22 protein-coding genes are annotated in these 20,506 nt (G+C 47.3%); 11 read left to right on the forward strand and 11 right to left on the reverse strand.

Features of this window, described 5'->3' with window-relative positions; genetic code table 11:
• Positions 1–122: 122 nt before the first annotated feature.
• The 6 genes from ruvA to SPB21_RS26325 form a co-directional block, all read right to left on the reverse strand.
• Positions 123–749, reverse strand: a complete 627-nt coding sequence (ruvA, locus tag SPB21_RS26300) for a Holliday junction branch migration protein RuvA (RefSeq protein WP_163666240.1) — start codon at positions 747–749, stop codon at positions 123–125.
• Between the two features lie 6 nt (positions 750–755).
• Positions 756–1,679, reverse strand: a complete 924-nt coding sequence (locus tag SPB21_RS26305; protein ID WP_499868064.1) for a F0F1 ATP synthase subunit B — start codon at positions 1,677–1,679, stop codon at positions 756–758.
• On the reverse strand, positions 1,655–2,179 hold the full coding sequence (gene coaD / locus SPB21_RS26310; RefSeq protein ID WP_431732028.1) for a pantetheine-phosphate adenylyltransferase: 525 nt from the start codon (positions 2,177–2,179) through the stop codon (positions 1,655–1,657). Before coaD ends, SPB21_RS26305 begins: the two co-directional genes overlap by 25 nt.
• Positions 2,180–2,325: 146 nt before the next feature.
• Positions 2,326–2,805, reverse strand: a complete 480-nt coding sequence (locus SPB21_RS26315; RefSeq protein WP_499060074.1) for a GNAT family N-acetyltransferase — start codon at positions 2,803–2,805, stop codon at positions 2,326–2,328.
• Positions 2,806–2,856: 51 nt separating this feature from the next.
• The gene (locus SPB21_RS26320) at positions 2,857–3,462 is read right to left on the reverse strand and encodes a tRNA isopentenyl-2-thiomethyl-A-37 hydroxylase MiaE (protein WP_163666330.1); all 606 of its coding nucleotides are present in this window, start codon (positions 3,460–3,462) and stop codon (positions 2,857–2,859) included.
• Between the two features lie 60 nt (positions 3,463–3,522).
• Positions 3,523–4,653 (reverse strand): GAF domain-containing protein, encoded by a 1,131-nt coding sequence (locus SPB21_RS26325; protein WP_499868065.1) that lies wholly within the window; start codon positions 4,651–4,653, stop codon positions 3,523–3,525.
• Between the two features lie 161 nt (positions 4,654–4,814).
• Between SPB21_RS26325 and SPB21_RS26330 the strand changes: the two genes are divergently transcribed.
• A complete protein-coding gene (locus SPB21_RS26330; protein ID WP_499868066.1) occupies positions 4,815–5,642 on the forward strand; it encodes a DUF6816 family protein in 828 nt (275 codons plus the stop codon).
• Between the two features lie 44 nt (positions 5,643–5,686).
• Here the strand turns inward: SPB21_RS26330 and SPB21_RS26335 are convergent, their stop codons facing one another.
• Positions 5,687–6,244, reverse strand: a complete 558-nt coding sequence (locus SPB21_RS26335) for a GNAT family N-acetyltransferase (RefSeq protein ID WP_163666324.1) — start codon at positions 6,242–6,244, stop codon at positions 5,687–5,689.
• 49 nt (positions 6,245–6,293) lie between these two features.
• Here SPB21_RS26335 and SPB21_RS26340 point away from each other — a divergent pair, with 49 nt between their 5' ends.
• Positions 6,294–6,497, forward strand: coding sequence for a tautomerase family protein (locus tag SPB21_RS26340; protein WP_490795753.1), 204 nt, complete (start codon positions 6,294–6,296; stop codon positions 6,495–6,497).
• 48 nt (positions 6,498–6,545) lie between these two features.
• Here the strand turns inward: SPB21_RS26340 and SPB21_RS26345 are convergent, their stop codons facing one another.
• Positions 6,546–7,283, reverse strand: a complete 738-nt coding sequence (locus tag SPB21_RS26345) for an SIMPL domain-containing protein (RefSeq protein WP_499868067.1) — start codon at positions 7,281–7,283, stop codon at positions 6,546–6,548.
• A gap of 546 nt (positions 7,284–7,829) precedes the next feature.
• On the opposite strand from SPB21_RS26345, the gene SPB21_RS26350 reads away from it, so the two are divergent.
• The 3 genes from SPB21_RS26350 (at position 7,830) to SPB21_RS26360 (ending at position 12,407) form a co-directional block, all read left to right on the forward strand.
• Complete coding sequence (locus tag SPB21_RS26350) at positions 7,830–10,040, forward strand: NACHT domain-containing protein (protein WP_499868068.1); 2,211 nt, start codon at positions 7,830–7,832, stop codon at positions 10,038–10,040.
• A 714-nt stretch (positions 10,041–10,754) separates the two neighbouring features.
• Complete coding sequence (locus tag SPB21_RS26355; RefSeq protein ID WP_163702128.1) at positions 10,755–11,132, forward strand: hypothetical protein; 378 nt, start codon at positions 10,755–10,757, stop codon at positions 11,130–11,132.
• A 126-nt stretch (positions 11,133–11,258) separates the two neighbouring features.
• Positions 11,259–12,407 carry a bilin-binding protein gene (locus tag SPB21_RS26360; RefSeq protein ID WP_499868069.1) on the forward strand — a complete coding sequence of 383 codons (1,149 nt, stop codon included), beginning with the start codon at positions 11,259–11,261 and terminating at the stop codon, positions 12,405–12,407.
• On the opposite strand, the gene SPB21_RS26365 is transcribed toward SPB21_RS26360, so the two are convergent.
• Positions 12,404–13,390, reverse strand: a complete 987-nt coding sequence (locus SPB21_RS26365) for a GntR family transcriptional regulator (RefSeq protein WP_023075400.1) — start codon at positions 13,388–13,390, stop codon at positions 12,404–12,406. The two genes, SPB21_RS26360 and SPB21_RS26365, sit on opposite strands and share 4 nt — an antisense overlap.
• 333 nt (positions 13,391–13,723) lie before the next feature.
• On the opposite strand from SPB21_RS26365, the gene SPB21_RS26370 reads away from it, so the two are divergent.
• The 6 genes from SPB21_RS26370 to SPB21_RS26395 all read left to right on the forward strand — a co-directional run bounded on the left by SPB21_RS26370 (position 13,724) and on the right by SPB21_RS26395 (position 18,409).
• Positions 13,724–14,467 carry a dienelactone hydrolase family protein gene (locus tag SPB21_RS26370; protein WP_499868070.1) on the forward strand — a complete coding sequence of 248 codons (744 nt, stop codon included), beginning with the start codon at positions 13,724–13,726 and terminating at the stop codon, positions 14,465–14,467.
• Between the two features lie 197 nt (positions 14,468–14,664).
• Positions 14,665–15,543, forward strand: coding sequence for a S1 RNA-binding domain-containing protein (locus tag SPB21_RS26375; protein WP_499060080.1), 879 nt, complete (start codon positions 14,665–14,667; stop codon positions 15,541–15,543).
• Positions 15,543–16,400, forward strand: a complete 858-nt coding sequence (locus tag SPB21_RS26380; protein ID WP_163702121.1) for a Tab2/Atab2 family RNA-binding protein — start codon at positions 15,543–15,545, stop codon at positions 16,398–16,400. Before SPB21_RS26375 ends, SPB21_RS26380 begins: the two co-directional genes overlap by 1 nt.
• A gap of 80 nt (positions 16,401–16,480) precedes the next feature.
• Positions 16,481–17,245, forward strand: a complete 765-nt coding sequence (locus tag SPB21_RS26385) for a carbohydrate ABC transporter permease (RefSeq protein ID WP_250565374.1) — start codon at positions 16,481–16,483, stop codon at positions 17,243–17,245.
• An 85-nt stretch (positions 17,246–17,330) separates the two neighbouring features.
• The gene (locus tag SPB21_RS26390) at positions 17,331–17,678 is read left to right on the forward strand and encodes a copper resistance protein (protein WP_499868071.1); all 348 of its coding nucleotides are present in this window, start codon (positions 17,331–17,333) and stop codon (positions 17,676–17,678) included.
• Positions 17,679–17,800: 122 nt separating this feature from the next.
• On the forward strand, positions 17,801–18,409 hold the full coding sequence (locus SPB21_RS26395; RefSeq protein WP_163666302.1) for a hypothetical protein: 609 nt from the start codon (positions 17,801–17,803) through the stop codon (positions 18,407–18,409).
• A gap of 59 nt (positions 18,410–18,468) precedes the next feature.
• Here the strand turns inward: SPB21_RS26395 and rppA are convergent, their stop codons facing one another.
• Together rppA and SPB21_RS26405 are read right to left on the reverse strand one after the other, a co-directional pair.
• Positions 18,469–19,176 carry a two-component system response regulator RppA gene (gene rppA / locus SPB21_RS26400; protein ID WP_499868072.1) on the reverse strand — a complete coding sequence of 236 codons (708 nt, stop codon included), beginning with the start codon at positions 19,174–19,176 and terminating at the stop codon, positions 18,469–18,471.
• A 123-nt stretch (positions 19,177–19,299) separates the two neighbouring features.
• A complete protein-coding gene (locus SPB21_RS26405; RefSeq protein WP_499868073.1) occupies positions 19,300–20,310 on the reverse strand; it encodes an NAD(P)H-binding protein in 1,011 nt (336 codons plus the stop codon).
• Between the last annotated feature and the right edge of the window lie 196 nt (positions 20,311–20,506).

The raw sequence follows: 20,506 nt of genomic DNA on the forward strand, positions 1-20,506 counted from the left end.
TCTACAGGGTGCTCTGCTATCAAGGACAGATAACGGTGTTATTTGATACAAAAAGTGTGTTTAATAACGCTATCAGGTATCATTACAGGTCTCATATTTTCGTTACAACCTTTGACAGGTTTTTATTGACTGAGCCAGGTGATCGCTTCACGAATCCAGGCTTCAGTGTCAGCGTTTTTACTGAGGGTTTTACTTTGCCCTACGGCTTGCAACGCTTTAGTAATTTCACTATTAGAGTAGCCTAGAGCCAGTAGCGTCATTTCTACATCCTCTTGGACGACGGACACTGGACCTCCTGTAGGAGCGGTAATGAGCCCAGCCTGCTGCCGCCACTCGGCTAACTTAGTTTTCAGTTCTAAAATTATGCGCTCAGCCGTTTTCTTGCCGACACCGGGGGTTTGGGACAAAATGCGGGCATTCCCAGCCACAACGGCTTGAACTAAGTCATTTAAGCTCAGGGTATCGAGCAAGGCCATGCCCATTTGGGGGCCAATGCCACTAACGCTGATGGCCAAACGAAAAACATCTCGCTCGGCCCGCGAGCCAAAACCAAATAGTACTGGCTGGTCATCTCGATTTTGTAAGTGGGCAAAAATCTGCACCGGGTCGCCCATGGGGGGGAGATTACCCATCACTCGAGCCGTGACCTGTAATTCATAGCCAATGCCATTGACATCCACGGTAATAATCACACGACCATTGGTCAGCCGTTGGATATCGGCCAAGTTCCCTTTGAGATAGCCAATCATGGGGGGTTAGAACTTACGGGGCGGGCGCTGCTGGGGACGCGGTGGCTGCTGGGGGGGGCGCGGCGGTGGCGGCTGCTGGGGGGAGCGCGGCGGTGGCGGCTGTTGAGGGGGTTGGATATAGGATTGCTGAGTAGAAGACGGTCGCTGGGTGACCGGACGACGACTCAAGGGATTAGGGGGAGAAACATCGCTCGCTGCTGGCATTGATGGTGGTGCTGTCTGTCGAGCTCGCTGCTGCCGTTCGTAGAGCTGCTGCCGACCGTTACTGATCACGCCAAGCATCTCACTAAATTGGGTTTCCATGCGCTGTAATACCTGATCGGCATAGGTATCAGCATCTGTCTGGATAGCATGGCATTCAGCGATCGCATTTTGGCGCAGATCTTCACATTCTTGCTTTGTTTGGGTTTGCAGTTGCTCTATTTCGAGCATGGTTTGCGATCGCAACGCCGCACATTCCTGCTCCACCTGTAATCGCAACTGCTGGGCCTGCTGTTCAGCCTGTCGCAAAATTGACGTTTCATTCAGAATCGTGGCCGCCTGCTTTTCAGCAGTCGTCACAATACTCTGAGCGTATCGCTCAGCCTCGCTGAGGATGTCATCACGCTGCTCTACTAATTGCTGAGCTTCCTGAAACGCGCTGGGCAGATTTAACCGCACAGCATCTAGCTGATCGAGCAGATCATCTTCATTGATCATGGTGCGCCCCATGACTGGTAGGCGAGGGCTATCCAGTACAGACTCCTCAATTTGATTGAGGGCATCTTGAATATCAAACCCTGCTATAGGCGCAGGCCCGGCCTTGCCAATCTGCTGCTGAGCCAGGACATCATCAACCTGGGCAGCTTGGCCATTTAACCTAGGATCATTCACCAGCCTGGGGTCATTCACCAGCCTGGGGTCGTTTAGGGGAGGTTCTTGCCGTACCATTTCTGAATATCGTGGGCAACATGATCAGGAACAAGATGACCGATAGCTCCGCCAAACCTTGCAATCTCTTTTACTAGACTACTGCTTAAAAAGCCGTATTCAGTAGACGTCGCTAAAAAGACAGTTTCAAGATCATCTGCAAGGGTCTTATTAGTATGAGCCATTTGCAGTTCTTTCTCAAAGTCTGATAGTACACGCAAACCCCGAATCAAGACTTTAGCATTACGTTTGTGGGCGTAATTTACCGTCAGACCATCAAAACTATCAATTTCTACATTAGTGAGATGCGCTGTTGCCTGCCGAATCTGACCCAGCCTTTCCTCGATAGAAAACATCGGGTTTTTCATCGGATTACGTGACACTACCACAATCACATGATCATATAGACCACTGCTACGGGTAATGATATCGAGATGACCCAAGGTAACTGGATCAAAGCTACCGGGATAAACTGCAATCACAAGCAGGTAGATAATTAGGATATATGTACATAGGTTCACGGTCTTGTACCTACCCCAAAAATGGGGGCAAGATCGTGACCCTGACCAAACATGGGCAATGAAATTTGGCCCGACTGATTATATCGATTTATAGGAAACTCTGACTGATTGCAATGCATATTGAAGGGCACCCACGAGGGCAGCCCCTACGGCACGATACGTTTTTTATAAACCTTGTCACAGCGGGTTGTTTCCACACCCGTTTCCGGCAGATATCCTGAGCTGTCGTACATACGAACAGCCTCTTTGAGAACCGTGGCTGTTTCTAGCCAGATTTCTTTGAAACCACGGGCTGCAATGGTCGCTTCTAGCTGACCTAGTAAAAATCGCCCTAATCCCTGACCACGGGCCATCGGCAGCAAATACATTTTACGAATCTCTACCGCCTGCTCACCCCGCTCAATCGGCAGGTAAGCTGCGGTACCGACCACTTCCCCCGCCTGCTCTACTACCCAAAATTCACCATGCTGGTAGTGTGTTTCCACCTGCACCACATCGATATCCGCGCCCTCCGGTTCCCACTGAAGACCGTAGTCAGTTAAAACTTGGCCAACCAGGTCAGTTGCGGCTGCTCGGTCAGCCGGTTGCCAGTCGCGGATGAGAAAGGATTTGAAGGTGGTGTGCATAGGGATGGGAGGGATAGTTATAGGGGCATGGGCATAGTTTCTATTTCCCTATCAACTATGAACCCTAGGGGCTGGATGCAGCGTTGCCAAAATCTCGCTCTCGGCGACCGCTAATTCTTCTAATCGGGGGGTGACCACATCAGAGCCAAATTCATTGGTGGCTAGTACCCAGTAAGCACCGTAGTGTCGGGCTTCGGATGCCATCAGGCTGCGGTAGAACTTGGCCAGGTCTGGATCGGGGCAATGTTCTCCCAACAGACCCAGGCGTTCATGGCTGCGGGCTTCGATTAAGGCTGAAACCAGTAACAGGTCCAGCTTGCGTTCAGGATCATTGGGGCGCACATGCTTGCGCAGCTTAGAACCGTAAGGGCCTGCTGCTAGAGGCCGTAGGGACACACCTCGACGCTCTAGCCACTGGTTGACCTGTTTGAAATGGCTGAGCTCCTCCTGGGCAATATCCGTTAGCGCCGCCACCAATGCCCCATCGCCGGGGTACAAAAACATCAGCTTGATGGCAATTCCGGCAGCTTTACGCTCGCAGTGGGAATGGTCCAGCATCACCTCATCTAAATTGGCTAAAGCTTGCTCAATCCATGCCTGGGACGTGGGGCTTTTGAGGAATTTAATGGTGGTTGGACGGCTGGGGGGAGTGGGCACAAGAGTATGGGAAAAAGCTGAGTATATTGTAGATAAAAGGGGGAGTGAAGAGTCGATGACTCAATCTGCCTGATTTAGCAGCAATAGTACAGCTGGTTGCTCCTCAAACTCAAAGGCTATGGCTTGGGCTGCGATCGCAATTACCTGGCCATTTTTATGGGTAATACCAAAATCAAGGGGCATCGGCTGATTTCGGTGGGTATAACACTGACGCAGTGCGTCACAGACTCGGCCTAGATCTTCATAGGCAATCAAGCTAGTGATAGACGGTAGGTGGATGAGAGCATCTGGCCTTTGCCCTAACAGATTGGCCGCTTGCTGATTAATTTGAACAATCTTTTTGTTTTGTACTAACATGGCCCCCACAACCTCAGTGGTTAAAAGCTGATGGCAAAAGTCTTTAAAGTGACTCAGGCGGCCATTGAGCTTACGATTGACGCTGTGTAATTTGGCATTTTCTAACACTAAAGCAATCTGATCGGTCATGGCTCCGATCAGATTTGGAATCGGTGGTTGGAAATGCCTGGGCTCAGAATGGGTTAGGGTCATAATCCCTAAAATGCGATTGCCACTAACTACCGGTGCACACATCGCTGAACATACTTTGTAAGGCTGATCGGGCAAGCTAATCCAACGACTATCTAGACGGGTATCGGCAATCGTCTCCAATTTACGATGTTCCACAACCCAACCGGCCAAGCCTTTCTCCAAAACTTGCCCCACCAGATTATGGCGTTCCTTTTCTGTGGTGCCCGAGCGAGTCAGAATACATTCTGTCACCACCTTGGCGTCATCCAACAAGAAAATACTGCCACTACTGGCCTCAGAAATCACCACCGCAATATCCAGCGTTTGTTTCAGGGTGGCTTTTAGCCGCATTTTACCAGTGGCCGTCCGTGATAGCGCCAGCTGATCCTGAATCCACCGCAGTTGTTTCTGATAGGCAGCATTTTCCTGCTGTAGCTGGGCTACTTTATCCCTTAGCGCAGTGACATCTGCCGTTAGCTTGCCACCCGAAGCCTGCTGCTGCGTCATTTGCTGAGTTGCAAACTGCAATACCGAGACTAGCCCACGTAGCAGTTGTAAATCGTCCTCTGGCAAGGACTTTACATCAGTCAGCTGAGTAATATTTGTGTAGAGCACACCCAGCTCATCCGTTAGCGCTTCTTTGAGCAAAATTTGATTATCCATCAGTTAACCATGGCTCATCATCAAGGCCCGTATCTAAAGGCTACAGTGGCTTTTCCCAATCACTGTCGATAATTTAGAATTACTCCTGATGCAGTCATCTGATGACTGCATCAGCTGATTCTTTCAGCCTTCCCAGCTATTAATAGGACTAAACTGGTGCTATGGTCATCAACCCAATCATGCATCGTTTTTTTCTGAAGCTGCTGCGACTGCGGCTACGGCGCAAACTCGTCTGGTTCACACTGCTATTTTTAGTATGGCTGCTGTGTAGCGGTGAAGCCATGGCCACCCCCCTGGCTGAGCGAGTCTCGGCGTTTCCCCATTGGTCCACCAAACCACCTGTACAGCCATCAGCAGGAGACCTGGTCTACCCAGCTTGGATGGACGGTTCATGGCGGATGACCTCAACGCTTTTGACCATGGCAGCACCAGTCGCCCCAGAGGTGATTACACCAGGATTTGAAGGGAATCGTCAGTTTTTGGATATGCCCATTGAAGCGGATATTCACTTTCAAAAGACACGGGTTGCCCAGGGTAAATTTCTCAATCGGCCATTAAAAACGACAGAAGGTGTGGTGTCAGATCGCGCTTTTAATGGCATGAGTCTGGCCAAAGCATATTTAGGAGATGATTGGGTTAAAGCTGTTAATGTTGATCCTGAAGATCCCAATCGTCAAATTACCTTCTTAAAGGACAATCAGCAGCTGGTGTCTACAGTGACCGGACGAGCAGTAGAACAGCCTGACAACCATACGTTTATCACCACTGAAGTCTTTCAACAGTTTTTTCGGGGTGGCCGACCAACGGTGTACTTAAACGAAGTGGAAAACACAACGGCCTATCATTACCAAGAAGACCATATTGTGGCCGACCAGATGACGGCCATATATTTATCACCCCAAGATCCGGATTACTTTAAGGCAATGGATCGCCCCGTTGCTCTTTATCGCTATGGTTTAGAGCTTTATCCAGTAACTAACAATCGTTAAGCAACAACAGCATCAACAATTCTTTGTTCTCTGTTGGTAATTGCCTATAAAAACTCTTCGTGACGTTGCCAGTGGCTTCGCAACATGGCATAAACTTCATGATCAATAAAGCGATTATATAGCCACTCTGCTTCGCAGGCAGTGCCTTCATGGGTAAAGCCCAATCTCTCAGGAATGGCTCGACTGCGTCTGTTACCAGTGGCACAACAAATCACAATGCGATTGAGATAGAGGGTGGCAAATGAGTAGTCAACCATATACTGGCAGGACCGGGTCATTATCCCTTTGCCTTGATGAGAAGATGCTAGCCAGTAGCCCATATGGCCAATGCGGTTGTCCCAGTCAATGTGATTGTAACCAATGATGCCTGCGATACAATTGTTGTAACAGATGGCTGCAACAACTCCTTCCGTATCGCCAAACTGTTCTATCGCATTGCGAATAAAATTTCTGGTATCAGCTGATGTCGTTGTTCTATCTAGCCATGGCAACCACCGACGCAGATAGTCGCGGTTTGCATCGGTGAGTGCAAAAAGCTCATTAGCATCGGTTAGCTGGAGCGATCGCAACTGTAGCCGGTCATCAATCCAGTGGGAAAACATACAATAGACACAGCACCCTTCGCCACTATATTACTCCTCAACTATCGCTATGCCATATGTCAATATTCAGATTACAGCTGGGGCAACACGAGCCCAGAAAGCAGCGCTAGTCAAGGATGTGACTGATTCTTTAGTACGTGTGCTAGGGAAAAAGCCCGAGCACATTCACATCGTCATCCAGGAAATTAAAGAAGAAGACTGGGGCTATTCTGGCTTACTAACTGACACCTGGAAACAGCAACAGCAACAGTGAGGTCCCTAGTAATTTAGGGCGTGGGAAATGGGGAGTGCCCAGCAGTCTCTAATACTGCACCTTCAATGTCACTTGCACATCCACAGCCTGCGCCCCATCTTCTACGGCCAGGCTGCTAGCAGCAGACCAACTACCGCTGGCATAGCCATCACCTTTAGGAACAGCATCAACTCCCGGTGCTTGGGTGATGGCATCGTTCACCTGGATATCGACTACATCTTCAAGGCTAAAGCCCAGCTGGTCGAGGGCTACTTTAGCTTGGGCTTGGGCATCGGTAATTGCTTTTTCTAGGGCTTGATCGCGGGCGGCTAGGAGGTCTTTCTCGTTCGCTAGATAGCGAATGTTTTGAATACGGTCTATGTTCAGTGCGATCGCATTATCCAATACCCCAATTTCGTCGGCAGGTACCTGAAATTCTATGTTTCTATAGGCCTCATACTCATCTTTTTGCGGTTTGCCATCACGACCATATTTGAGGTCAAGATGAACATTAGATGTCTTAATATTGTCGACTTTGCGGGCTTTCAAGGTTTTTGCGATCGCAGACGTGCGCTTTGCTAGCTGCGTGTAGGTTGCTTTTGCACTATCGCCTTTATCAGATATTCCTAAGGTGATTTCTGCTAGGGTAGTCGGTGCTGTGTGATGGCCATGACCGGTTACGGTTATGATGCGTGGTGATGTAGAGGCTCCTTGAGCCAACGCGGGTAAACCGCCTACGGTCATCAGAATGAGCGCAGTCAGTAACCATGGCAGCAGTCGCTGCCCGATCTTTGCTAGTCGTTGCATACGATTTTCAGAATTTACTTGTCTAGTGATCCCCGGTGAGATGGGATTTTTCCGCAAGGTGATCTTAAATTGCAACACTATCCAGTTGTTACCATTTACCCAATGAGATTGTTGATAGCCTTACACTCAATATTCATAACAATAAAATCATCAATCCTAAAAACAAAATTATCAGAGGTTTTATTTTCCAATTAAGGAGCTCAGTTCAATTCTTTTAAAATATATACAAGCTGTTTAACCTCTAGAAGTTACTCTCAAAACTCCCAATCTTGGAGGGCTTCGGAGCTAGTCTTCCCAAAAAATGGGGACGGAAGGGGTCTTGACATCTGTAACTAATTAGAATCACCTACGTACAAAGTAAGCGAAGAATAATGCAATCTATACTTTCTGAGTATGCGAGGATCTTCTATCTTGTCTACGAGCCCTACACTATCGACTTAACACCAAGTGTCTTACCCCCTGAGCGTAGATAACCAGGTCACTTCCCCCTCTCCCCGAGAATGCAGAACATTGGCACAATGGTTCATGGCGTAACAATCAACGAATATGACCGGTTTAGAACTGCTGGCGGAACCAGTCGCGGACGGCATTGCCAGCTTTGCATTTAATCTTTTGCCGAAAGTCGGCAGTCAGGCTGTTGCTGAAATACGCAACCTATTCTTTAATGCATCAAGGAAATATGTTCATACCTACAGGCAGCGTCACTGCCAGCTAAAAGTGTTAGGAATGCGCGAACCCGTAGACCTTGCAAAGGTTTACACAGGCGTAAAATTTCTTGATGAAGATGATGTTCTAGGGTTTGAATCTCCTCAGGCATTAGAACAACAGTATCGAAAAACTCGATTTCGTAGCTCCATTGGCCGACGTAACAGTAATGAAAAACGTTCGGGTATTGATGTGGCTAACGAAAAGCAATATCTGATGGTTTTAGGTGCACCCGGAGCAGGCAAATCGACATTCCTGCGTAAGTTAGGTCTGGAAGCATTACGAACATTTCATCACGGACACGTCGCATATCACCATCGAAAGATTCCTGTGTTACTGGAACTGAAACGCTTTGAGACCGATAACATTGACATTGAAATGCTGATCTCCGAGGAGTTTCGTCACTGTGGTTTTCCTGCCCCTAATGAATTTGTTCAACAGGCCCTAAGACAGGGGAAATTGCTGATTTTATTGGACGGTCTGGATGAGGTGCCCACTGCAAATCTCGATAATGTTATCTGCACTATCCAGAATTTTGTTGATCGCTATGATCAAAACCGATTTATAGGGTCGTGCCGAACCGCAGCCTACCACGGTGGTTTTACTCGGTTTAGTGATGTGGGTATGGCCGATTTTGACAATGAACAAATCGAGCAATTTATTAAAAATTGGTTTAGTAGTGCACAAGATGCAGAACGTGGCACCAGCCAAAGATGCTGGGAGACATTACAAGAAGAGAAAAATAGAGCTGCCAAAGAGTTAGCCCACACTCCCCTACTGTTAACCTTTCTATGCCTTGTCTACGACCGCTCACAGCGATTTCCTGCTAATCGTAGCAGCCTGTATCAACGGGCATTACGTATCCTTTTAGAGGAATGGGCCGCAGAAAAGCGGATCAATCGCGATGAAATCTATGAAGGTCTGAGTATTGAGCTGGAAGAAGGACTGTTATCTGAAATTGCCTTTGCTGGCTTTGAGTCCAATCGTTTATTTTTCTCGCGGCGAGAGCTAACAGCTCAAATTAAAGACTTTTTGGCTAGCAATCTAAATGTACCCAAAATTCTAGATGGGGAAGCTGTCTTACAAGCCATTGAGGTGCAGCAAGGTATTTTAGTAGAGCGTGCTGAAGATGCTTATTCGTTCTCTCATCTGACTTTGCAAGAATATCTCACGGCTCAATGTTTGGCAGATAATCACCACTGGGATAGTGTGATTGCGGCCCATGCCACCGATAGACGCTGGCGTGAAGTGTTGTTGTTAACGCCAGGGTTATTGACCGGTAAACAAGGGGCAAACCATTTGTTAGAAGCTCTCGAACACAAGGCGAACCAATGCCTTAACTCTATCAAGCTGCAACGTCTGGGGCAGTGGGCAGCTGCATCAACCAATAACTCCCTGGGTAGCTTTCGTCCTGTGGCTAAACGAGTAGCCGCTATTTACCTGGCTCTGGCCCTGAATCGCGAACTCAATCGTGACCTGGCTCGCACCCATATCCTTGAGCGGGCTCGCGCCTTAGCCTTGGTCCTTGATCCAGACCATGCTCGCATAATTGAGATGAATCTGGCACGGACGCTAACCCTTAACCATGCCCTTACCCGTGTTCATAAGTCTGATCTAGATATTACCCGTGCGATCTCACGGGGTATTACCCTCGCTAAACGCTTTGCTCGCCTTAATATCTTCACCTCTGTCAATTGCTTAGACCTACTTAAAGGGTTGCAAACACTTAAATCCAGCATTCCTACCCAAGAAACGTCTGAGTATCAAAAACAGATATTTCAAGCCAGAGTTCTCAAGCTATGGTTTAGTAGCCTAGGTATTTCTCCCGATGATTGGCATTTATCACCGACGGATGCCCAAGCACTGGCTGATTACTTTTACATCTGTGAGCTGATGGTACGGTGCAAGCAAATGGCTGTCAGAGTATCGCCTCAAATTTGGGCAGGCATCGAATCACGACTCGTGACTGCCTCCACCGAGCATAGAGCATTAGGAGAGCCCAACTGGTTAAACATGAATACAGTACAGCCATCGTTAGCAAAGCACGCATGAACTACAATCGTTGATCTCACAGAGTTCTGTTAGATTTGGCTATCAGGGAAAGGTTCCTGCCCTTAGCATTAGCTTGTTCTGCATCGTTAGTTAAATCGTTCCCTGCGATTAGACATCCCAGCGTTATTCCTTATCAATCTGTCGATTAGCATCAACCTTTACCCAGTCAGAAAGCCAGGTAAAAATGCCAAATTATTTCGAATAGTATTGTGCTCTCTCAGCCTCTTACTAGGTTTTTGCCAAACAAAGTAATTAAGAAATTAACTGCGGCAAAAACTTTATTCTTCATAAGATTCATGAGAGAGATTTAATTTAATCCTGAAACTTATCTCATGAAAAGGGTTTTGGGCCTTAAAAATAGGTTTTTTATCATGTAACTAGCTTAAACTTTAAATCATGATGTCCATATGTTAAGACATAAATAAGATGACTCTTAGAATATTGCTTGCTTTCTAACAAACTGACAAGCTGATAAAAGATAGATGATTCTCAATGTATAAGCTAGATTATGTCATTGAATATACGGCGAGAAAACGATATTTATCGAGAAATGGCAGCAGTCGGTGCATTTACTGTGCAAAATCTAAATTTCTTTGTTCTAACAATCAGAATAACTGTGGCCTCTCGAAAGTTGTTGCAGTGATTTAATTTATTAGAACTCACGCGTATCCCACCTGTAACTTGAACAATCATTATTGAGGTTATTTACCGTATATGGACAATATTAAAGAATCTATTCAAAGTGCTCTAAATATCGACGGCACTATCGGAGCCGCTATTGGAGATTGGAGTACAGGTTTTTCATTGGGACAAGCTAGTCGGAATGAACAAGCTTTCTCTTCTGTTAAGTTAGAACAAGCCGTCGCTCTTAACGCCGAAGTGATTAAGGCTAAAAACAGAGCTCGTGAAGGGCTAGGGATTACATCACCCATTGAAGACATCCTAATTACTCTTGCAAACCAATATCATTTGCTGCGTATATGCGATTTAGCTGAAGGTGTCTTCTTTTACCTCGTGCTGGATCGAGAGAAGGCTAATTTAGGTCTAGCTCGGATTAAATTACGCCAGATTGAAAAGAATTTACGGATGTAGTTTAGTTGCGCCAGCAACTTTATAAAACCTTAGGTCTACGCTGAGAGGATAGGTGCTAAACATTTTAGAAAAGCAATATATCACAGCGTAGATCATAATTAGCACATTAAATTTTCTTCAGCATGTATGAGTATCAAGCGCGTTCAAGCTGCAGGAGCTGACATCAACAATGAACTACTGAAGATATGGATTGCCCGGTACCTACCAGAGTTCGATAAGATTTCTCATCACGTTAGAAATCATGTTGAGCAGCGTCTGCGGTCATCAATCACCGATGAAGCACGCCAAGCTACCTCTTTTAATATTAATCATCATTTAGAATCGGACTGTGCTCTAGCAGCTGTAGACACACAACAACTTCTATCAAAGAAACTTTCGCCTTCTCCTGATATTTGGGAATTACAGGAACTCAGCATTAAAATTAAGCAAATTTATGCAGTATTAATTGACTCCTACGAAAAATCTTTTATCTTTTCACCTGTTGTTGACTATATACATGTGATTGACTCAGAGGAGAGGCGGTTAGAGGCCGTAGACCTAGTCATTCCCCACTTTGCAAGCTTGATGCTGACGGTGGGTCCTCTATTACGCGAACTCAAAGCTGTCTATTTTTCATCTGTCAATCATCATCTAGTTGGGTTTATGACAACCCAACTACATCTGACCCGAAAACGAATTTTAAGTCATCTCACTCCCTATGATTGCACTTGGTTAGTTCCCTATCTACATGTCTTAGACGAGTTGATGTGTATGCCATGGCAACGCATCTGTTCAATCGTTCCATCCACATCCAATATGACGCAGTCACTCGCTGTAGCAAGAAAAATGATGCCGCAGATAAGCTCAATCTCGGCATATACCTATCAGCAGGCGCTACAAACTTTCCCTAAACACATTAGTAGTCAAGGCAGAATTCAATCTGCGGCTGTTCAAGCCTCTAGCCTACGTGATCTAAATATGTTTCAGGCCTACATTTGGCTATGTGTTTTGGAGGATAGTTCATCGGTGATCGAGAAACAACTCTTGCCGCTATGCCTACAGGTGTTCTCATTAACTGATGTTCAATGGGAGCTGGTTAACTTTGGGGTACAAACAATTATCAAAACAATCCTAGAACAGCTCCTACCTCATGAACGGGCAATATTTAAGAAACAGGCAGGCATTATTGAGTCTTTATTTCTAAATGCTCAACCCCAAGAAAAGCAAGTGGCTTTACTTCAGCTACGGACATCTGATGCTGTAGACGCTGCCAACTTGACTGGGACGTCTAATTAATCCAGGCCCAATTCTCGCTTTAACACTTCGATGGATTTCTCACCGATATAGTTTTCACAGCAGAACACTTTTGGTGGGCGGATGATGTCTTCTCGAGCTGCTTGCAAGGCTTCTTTAATGGCTGGGAAGCTGGCTTTGTCTAGGGCAGCGATGGTTTGGGCACTGCGCACAACCGCCGAGAGTTTTTGTTCATCTTCGGTTTGTGCTGTCATTACCAGAATCTCATCGCCACGCAAACTGTAGGAGAGTACCTCAGCGGCTCGGAGAATCCCTGAACTGAGACTGACTAGTCCCAGACAAGTGTCTTTCGGGAGATCCTTCAGCTGGCCTAGCTCTTCGGCATAGTCGTAAATATCGATGGGGATCACCCGCACAGACTTCGGTGCTGCGATCGCTTCTGCTTCATTAATAAAGTAGCGGCTGGTCACAACGGTCCCGGAACGTGTTTGGGACAGCACATCCTCCAGTTCTTCCAGGGGTACTAGCTGTACGGGAATTCGTAGTGCCTGCTCCAGTTCGCGCACCATGAGCTCACCTGCACCAATATCCTGACGGGGTGTGGTGACCAACACTCGGGCACTACAGCGTAGCCGCCAGTCAATTTCTCCCAAGAATAGCTCGCGGGCCTGATGCAAAGAGCACCCCTGACGCAGCAATTCATCCAAACTGCTTTCGACCAGTTCCTGGGCCTTCGGGAACTGGGCCAGTAGCGGTGACCGGGGCTTGTCAATTTCTACGCTGCCCTGGGTGCGCACATAGATACCAGAGCCGGGCTGGGCTTCAACGACTCCGGCTTCCTCCAGCTGGCGATATACCTTACTGATGGTATTGCGGTGTAGCCCTGTCTGCATGGCCAATTGACGAGTACTGGGCAACCGATATCCAGGTGGATATTGGCGGGATGCGATCGCAAACCAAATCTGATCGTAGAGCTGGGTAGAAGCTGGAATTTCGCTATCAGTCTGAATGTGAAATTGCACCATAGATCGCGCTCAGTTGCCGTCTAGTAAGAAAATTTATGCGGTTTGGTACCTAGAAATAGCTCCAACCACAACCAGGCTACCCAACATTACATAGAGGTTACTCGCGAAACCGGGTTTTGAGATGTGACAATTGTCATTTAACTGTCATAGGAAACAAAAGTTCACAGTCGAGGCGCTGCTTAATAAATGATCGTTGGTCTGACTTGTGGTTGGGAACCCGAATATTGATGGCATGCTTCACTGCCATCCCCTCAGATACCGTTTACAGATGTGCAAGGGACAAAGAGGCCATGGGGCGGCAGAATAGGAGCGATAAACTAGAGCAATGGAACCATGACCACTCCAACGATTGAGACTCGAACCATTGAGGTCAAAAGCGATGATATGACTCTCCCGGTCTATGTCGCCATGCCCGACGGTGATGGTCCTTTTGGCGCAGTCGTTGTCCTACAGGAAATTTTTGGAGTCAATAGCCACATTCGCGATGTGACCGAACGGATCGCCAGAGAAGGGTATGTCGCCCTCGCCCCCGCGCTGTACCATCGACAGGCCCCTGGCTTTGAAACTGGGTATATGCCTGAAGATATTCAAGTGGGCCGTCAATATAAGGTGCAAACCAAAGCTGATGAACTACTGAGCGACATCCAAGCCACCATCAACTACTCCAAGACCCTGCCCCAGGTAAAAGCTGGTGGCGTCGGCTGTATTGGCTTTTGCTTTGGTGGCCATGTGGCCTATTTGGCAGCCACTCTAAGGGATACGGATGCGATCGCATCCTTCTATGGCGCGGGTATTCCCGACACGGCCTTTGGCCCTGGCCCTGTTGCTTTAGATCGCACCCCACACATTACCGGCACCCTTTACTGCTTCTTTGGCAGCGAAGATGGCTCTATTCCGGCTGAAGCAGTTGAGCAAATACGTTCAGCTCTACAAGCGGCCAATATCGACCATGAAATTTTTGAATACGAAGGTGCCGCCCACGGATTTTTCTGCGATCGGCGCGATAGCTACAATCCCGATGCTGCCGCCGATGCTTGGGAAAAGGTAAAGGCATTATTTGCCGAGACGATGGGTTGATTACGGTGTTCTTTTATTAAGAGTTGGGTTTGTTGGGTTTTAACGTTTTCTATAGTTGCTTAAAGGGCAAACCAAATGGCTGTACCCAGCCTACGTCTTACCACACCTAAAAATTAAGATTTCGGTACGCGAAAATTAGCTTACACTTGAAAAACTGACTTTTTTTATGGGAGCCTGTCCTGACAGGCCATAGACCGTTGACCTTTTCTGCTGACGATTTTCTCAAGGCCCTTGATCAACATGACTTTAACTTCCAAAAGGGAGCAGTTGTTACGGGCAAAGTGGATAGCCATACTGACGATGGTGCTTATATAGACATTGGTGGTAAAGCAGCAGCCTTCCTTCCCGCCCGTGAAGCCTCCGTTAGCTCTAGCGTCACTCTCGAAGAAGCAGTGCCCATTGGCAGTGAACGGCAGTTTTTGATTGTGCGTGATCAGGATGCCAACGGTCAGGTAATTCTGTCCATTCGTAAATTAGAAATTAAGGAAGTTTGGGCCCACCTGGTAGAACGTGAAGCTAATAAAGACATCCTTGATGTCACGGTCACCGGCACGAATAAGGGGGGCGTGATCGCAGATGTGGAAGGATTGCGTGGTTTTGTCCCTCGCTCTCATCTGGTAAACCCTCCTGAGGACCTGACCACATTGGTAGGGCACACAATTTCTGTCGCATTTCTAGAAGTTAACGAAGAAAATAATAAGCTGGTGCTCTCAGGCCGTAATGCGGCTCGCACCACTGCTTTAGGTCAACTCAATCCAGGTCAGCTGATCGATGGCAAAGTCGGTTCCATTAAACCCTTTGGTGTGTTTGTTGATTTTGATGGTGTGCGAGGTCTGCTCCATGTTAAGCAAATCAGCAAGAGTTTTGTGCCCTCCATTGGCGATGTCTTTGAAGTAGGACAGCCGGTTAAGGCGGTGGTACTGAACCTGGATGAAGAGAGAGGTCGTATCAGCCTTTCCACCAAGGTGTTAGAAAAGTATCCTGGCGAGATTCTTAAAGAGGCTGATAAACTAATGGCTGAAGCTCCTGAACGAGCTGCAGATCCAGGCAAACTACTGGCGGAGCAAGACGGTTAATGGGTAGCGTATGGGAACTGGATTTTTACTCGCGCCCGGTCTTAGATGACAATCAAAAAAAACGATGGGAAGTGCTTCTCTGTGATGGGGCACAATCCGTTGCTGATAGCTCTAGGATTCGCTACAGTAAATTCCTTTCGAACAAGCAGGTTAACTCCATTGAGTTACAACAGGCGATAGAGGAAGCCATTGAAAAATCAGGAGAATCTCCCACACAGATTCGCTTCTTTCGCTATCAGATGCAGAACATGATCAAGCGTGCCTGTGATGAACTGGGTGTTTCGGCTCGTCTCAGTCGTCGTACCTTGACTCTACAGACCTGGCTTGAAGACCGGCAGGAAAATTTTTATCCCCAGCAACCTGGCTACCAGGAGGGGAAATCACCTGCGACAGTGCAACCTGTGGAAGTTGCTCGACCTTTACCTGATGCCTTAATAGGGCAGCGCTGGGCCATGGTCAGCCTGCCAGCGAAGGAATTTGCCGATATGCCAGAGTGGGAGATTGGCTTTGGTGAGGCGTTTCCCCTGGAACTGGCTGGGATTGGTCCTGATACCATGGTGCCTGGCATCCTGATTTTTTCAGAACGAGCCCTGCCATTAGCGGGCTGGATGTCAGGGTTGGAGATGGCTTATTTGGATGTGCAAATCGGTCAGATATCCCAGCTGTTGCTAGAAACTGGCAGCAATGACACTTGGATTATGGCCAGTCTGAATCGGCCTGAACTGAAGCAGGAAGCTGAGAGGTTCATGGCTGCTAAGGAGGAGGCGAATCAGGTGCATTTTGTGGCGGTGCAAGATAATCCTGACTCGGAGTCTTTTGCTGGGTTTTGGCTCATGCAAAAACGCTCGTTTGGCTAAGGGGATAGACCGTGCTAAAGCAAAAGCGTTGGTGGGAAGTTGTCTTGATTTATGCGCTTTTGGGGGGAATTGCGATCGCAATGCTGCTGCCCCTCCTCTGGCTGATCAGCACCGCTTTCAAATCAGGTACCGAAAACATTTTCGAATTCCCACCTCGGTTTATCCCCCAAGAGCCGACCTTTAGAAATTTTGTCAACGTATGGCAGACCAATCCCTTTGGCCGCTACTTCTTTAACAGCACTCTGATTGCGACCATTACAGTGGTTTTGAACTTACTGTTCTGTTCCCTAGCAGCCTATCCCTTAGCCAGGCTAAACTTTCGCGGGCGAGAGCTGATATTCTCACTGATAGTTGCCACTATTCTCATCCCGTTCCAAATTGTGATGATTCCGCTGTACATTCTCACCGTACAACTGGGCCTCACCAATAGCTATCTGGGCGTGATTTTTCCAGCCATTGCCTCTGCGTTTGGCATTTTCCTGATGCGTCAGGCGTTTCAGAACGTGCCCAAAGAACTTGAAGAAGCCTCCCGCATTGATGGGTGCTCAGAGCTCGGCATCTGGTGGCACATTATGATTCCGTCTGTGCGTCCCGCCCTGGTAACCTTAGCCATTTTCGTCTTTATTGGCTCCTGGGGCGATTTCCTGTGGCCGCTACTTGTGCTCAATCGACCTGAATATTACACCCTCCCCTTGGGAGTTGCCCGATTAGCCGGCAGCTTCTCCCTAGATTGGCGCTTAATTGCGGCTGGTTCCGTCATTGCCACTGCCCCAATCCTGCTCTTTTTTGTGATTATGCAGCGTTACATTGTCCCTAGCGAGGCTAGCAGCGGCGTTAAAGGTTGATACTGAAGGGGTAAGCTGCGCTTCTATGACAGGCTGTCTTTTGACATATTCTTGTCTAGGGCACTAATATCGCTGGGTTAACTCTATGCATCGACCTGTGATAGACAGCACCCCCACTACAGAACCTGTAACCCCGCGCAAGAAAAGAAAGCTTTTCTCCATGGGGATCGGTGCTCATGGCATCGTTGCAGTCGGAATTTCTGCCCATGGCATTATCTCTATTGGCGTCATTTCCCACGGTATTATTTCCATCGGCATCATCTCCATGGGGGTACTGTCGACCGGCCTTGTCACCATGGGGCTACTAACATCTGGTCTAGTATCCATGGGGCTCAAAGCATCTGGTCCCACCAGCATGGAATTGATGATGGACCACAGTGGCATGGATCACGGTGACATGAATCATGGCGAAGGCATGCCCGCAGCTAAATAAGCTATGGGACGCTTACGTTACAACGACATTCAGCTGCTGCAACACTGATAATGGGATTTAAGCACTTAGCTAGAATAAGGGCATACAGCGACGGTTTAACGACTTGATGTCTTTATCTAGCCATGGCTTTTAGCGATTACAAAAGCATCACTCAAGTACAAACTGAATATCAAACAAGGTACGAAGAACTTAATTTTATTGAACCTGCTGATTACAGTCCTTCTCAAGTTTTTTTAGACGAATTTGACTTCAATCAAAAAAATATTGATATTTTTGCTTCAGAAGCAGCAAGATGTGAAGCCATTATCTTTCCAATTTTGCGAGAGGTCTATAAGCACTACTATCAGCGCACTTCCCTCTGGGTACAAAAATCAATTGCCTATGATGGTAAACTCAACGGCACTCCCGACTATTTAGTTTCCAAGCGCTCCCCATTGGGTAAAACCATGCTGGAAACTCCAATTATCATAGTTGTAGAGGCGAAGAAAAACGATTTTGAACAAGGCTGGGGCCAATGTCTGGCACAACTAATTGCGGTAGCTCATATTAACGGTGCAGATACACCCGTTTACGGCATAGTGACAGACGGAAAACTGTGGGAGTTTGCCCAGTTTTCGCACAATACACTGACAAAACAAATCGATAGCTATACTGTGAGTGATTTATCCCGTTTACTAGGAGTAACAAAATCTATCTTCGACCAGGCCATTAGCCAATTCGCTCTTGCGTAGTCGACAAGCGAACTGGTTATATGCTTCATAGCAAACGTGATAACGAATATCGCATACTGTTATACAGGCTCCGATGGAGAGCCAAATCGATACCCTTTGCCATAGACCGTATGAATTAAGGTCACTTCACCATAATGTTCTACCTTGCGGCGCAACAAACGCATCTGAGCCGCAAGGGCATTACTGCTAGGTTGACCGCTGGTGCCCCAGACAGCATCGTAAATCTGCTGATGGGTCAGTAGCTGATCAGGGTACTGCATTAGATAGCCCAGAATCTGAGCTTCTTTTTCGGATAGCTCAATGATACGTTCCGGCAGAATCTCCCCCCCCCGTCTAGCAATTTGATTCGCACTATCTAGAATTAAATCTTGATACTGTAAAGTTGTTATTTGAGTCTCTTCGCGGATGGGGGGACGACGCAACAACGCCCGCACCCTGGCCAACAACTCCCGCAGTTCAAAAGGTTTCACTAAATAGTCGTCTGCCCCGACATCAAGACCGTCTACACGATCATCTAGAGTGTCTTTTGCAGTGAGAAAAAGAACTGGGGTGGTCAAGTGTTGCTCTCTCAACTGCCGACACATATCCAACCCACTCAACCCTGGCATCATCCAATCCAGAATCAATAAGTCAAACTGGCTATTAGCTGCTAACTCATAACCAGTTTCACCATCATGGGCAACTTGCACCTTATATCCCTCACGCCGCAGTACTCTACCGAGCGGTTCGGTGAGTTCTATCTCATCATCGACTAGCAAGATTTCCATATACACAGAATGTAGGTAACTAATCTTTCTTTTCCTACAATCTCTAACCTAAATTGAATCTCAATCTCAATCTTATTGTCATTAAATTGACACAAGGTCTTGAAAACGAATAACTAATGAGCCTTAAAACAAGTCGTAATCGACGCGATCAGCAGTTTCGCTGCCGTCAATAAGGCGCTGCAAATACTCAAATAGCGTATCGCTCCCTGTCTCAGGTGTGGCATCAGCATCGTAGAGCCCCGTCTCAGCATTGAGCACTAACATCGATTCTGTCGCATAGTAATGTCCGATCCGTGCTAACTCAGCCTTTGCAGCCAACGGCGGTACAACCTTACCTAGACCCTCCAAAACCGCCGCCACCCCGCTCAATAACGAAGCTGGTACGCTCCTAAAGCTGGGTTTGCGGTCCAATATCTTGAAAAGATATTCCCCTTGATCCAACAGCGTAATTGCGGGTCCCGGTCCGCCGATAGGCAGCACTTTGTTCTGTAGTGAAACGTCTTCCAAACAATCTGCCATATACTCAGCTAAGTCAGCATCGCTGATCGGCTTGCAAGCGGTTAGTTTGCCGTCACCAAACAGCAAAAAAGACTTTCCCTTTTTTACCCGATCTACCTGTCCGACCAGTGATTTAAAGTATGCAGTCGGTCGAACAATAGAATAGGTCAACCCCGATTCTATTAACTCTTGTTCAAACTTAAGCTTGGCATGCTGAAATACAAGCCGTGGCTTTTGCACACAAATTGCAGATAATAGTATCATCTGCGTCACTCCGGATTCTTTCGCCAAGGATAGAACGTCTGCATGGGCCTGATAGTCAATAGCCCAGGCATCTTTCGGCTCTCCCGTCCGCGATGCCAAGCATGACAGCACTGCATCAAACTGTTGTTCTCGGAAAACGTGTTCAGCCAGAAACGTAGTATTTGTAACGTCACCGAAGAGGACCTCGGCACCTTGCAAAAGGCGAGTGGTTTTCTCTTGTGTTAATCGACCACCGCTACCAGCTTTTGCTCTAGCAATACAGACGACTTCGTGACCGCGCTTTACCAATGCAGCGACTGCGGCACGTCCAATGCTTCCTGTGCCACCCAACACCAAAATACGTTGTATCCCTGAAGTACTGGAGTCAGTCATATGCAATAGACGTTGTTATAAAGGCTATATCTGAGACGTCCCAATGATACCCTTTAACGGATTAGGGTTCAGCTGTCATAACTCATCAGCAGCCTGCATAGAATTCTGGGTCACTGTAATTTTGATTATTGGCAAAGGCTGACTTTTTGTGCCCAAAGCAGTGCTTTTATGAAGAAATGATACGACTGATAAGGAT

The sequence above is a fragment of the Leptothoe sp. ISB3NOV94-8A genome (assembly GCF_043421595.1).
GTDB lineage: Bacteria > Cyanobacteriota > Cyanobacteriia > Phormidesmidales > Phormidesmidaceae > Leptothoe > Leptothoe turfae.

Excerpts from the sequence above, each read along its gene's own strand:
- SPB21_RS26385 (WP_250565374.1), top strand. The coding sequence starts at position 16,481 with ATGCTGCTGCCCCTCCTCTGGCTGATCAGCACCGCTTTCAAATCAGGT.
- SPB21_RS26360 (WP_499868069.1), top strand. The coding sequence starts at position 11,259 with ATGAGTATCAAGCGCGTTCAAGCTGCAGGAGCTGACATCAACAATGAA.
- SPB21_RS26395 (WP_163666302.1), top strand. The coding sequence starts at position 17,801 with ATGGCTTTTAGCGATTACAAAAGCATCACTCAAGTACAAACTGAATAT.
- SPB21_RS26325 (WP_499868065.1), bottom strand. The coding sequence starts at position 4,653 with ATGGATAATCAAATTTTGCTCAAAGAAGCGCTAACGGATGAGCTGGGT.
- rppA (WP_499868072.1), bottom strand. The coding sequence starts at position 19,176 with ATGGAAATCTTGCTAGTCGATGATGAGATAGAACTCACCGAACCGCTC.
- ruvA (WP_163666240.1), bottom strand. The coding sequence starts at position 749 with ATGATTGGCTATCTCAAAGGGAACTTGGCCGATATCCAACGGCTGACC.
- SPB21_RS26335 (WP_163666324.1), bottom strand. The coding sequence starts at position 6,244 with ATGTTTTCCCACTGGATTGATGACCGGCTACAGTTGCGATCGCTCCAG.
- SPB21_RS26340 (WP_490795753.1), top strand. The coding sequence starts at position 6,294 with ATGCCATATGTCAATATTCAGATTACAGCTGGGGCAACACGAGCCCAG.
- SPB21_RS26330 (WP_499868066.1), top strand. The coding sequence starts at position 4,815 with ATGGTCATCAACCCAATCATGCATCGTTTTTTTCTGAAGCTGCTGCGA.
- SPB21_RS26305 (WP_499868064.1), bottom strand. The coding sequence starts at position 1,679 with ATGGTACGGCAAGAACCTCCCCTAAACGACCCCAGGCTGGTGAATGAC.
- SPB21_RS26345 (WP_499868067.1), bottom strand. The coding sequence starts at position 7,283 with ATGCAACGACTAGCAAAGATCGGGCAGCGACTGCTGCCATGGTTACTG.
- SPB21_RS26390 (WP_499868071.1), top strand. The coding sequence starts at position 17,331 with ATGCATCGACCTGTGATAGACAGCACCCCCACTACAGAACCTGTAACC.
- SPB21_RS26370 (WP_499868070.1), top strand. The coding sequence starts at position 13,724 with ATGACCACTCCAACGATTGAGACTCGAACCATTGAGGTCAAAAGCGAT.
- SPB21_RS26380 (WP_163702121.1), top strand. The coding sequence starts at position 15,543 with ATGGGTAGCGTATGGGAACTGGATTTTTACTCGCGCCCGGTCTTAGAT.
- SPB21_RS26315 (WP_499060074.1), bottom strand. The coding sequence starts at position 2,805 with ATGCACACCACCTTCAAATCCTTTCTCATCCGCGACTGGCAACCGGCT.
- SPB21_RS26355 (WP_163702128.1), top strand. The coding sequence starts at position 10,755 with ATGGACAATATTAAAGAATCTATTCAAAGTGCTCTAAATATCGACGGC.
- SPB21_RS26350 (WP_499868068.1), top strand. The coding sequence starts at position 7,830 with ATGACCGGTTTAGAACTGCTGGCGGAACCAGTCGCGGACGGCATTGCC.
- SPB21_RS26405 (WP_499868073.1), bottom strand. The coding sequence starts at position 20,310 with ATGACTGACTCCAGTACTTCAGGGATACAACGTATTTTGGTGTTGGGT.
- SPB21_RS26365 (WP_023075400.1), bottom strand. The coding sequence starts at position 13,390 with ATGGTGCAATTTCACATTCAGACTGATAGCGAAATTCCAGCTTCTACC.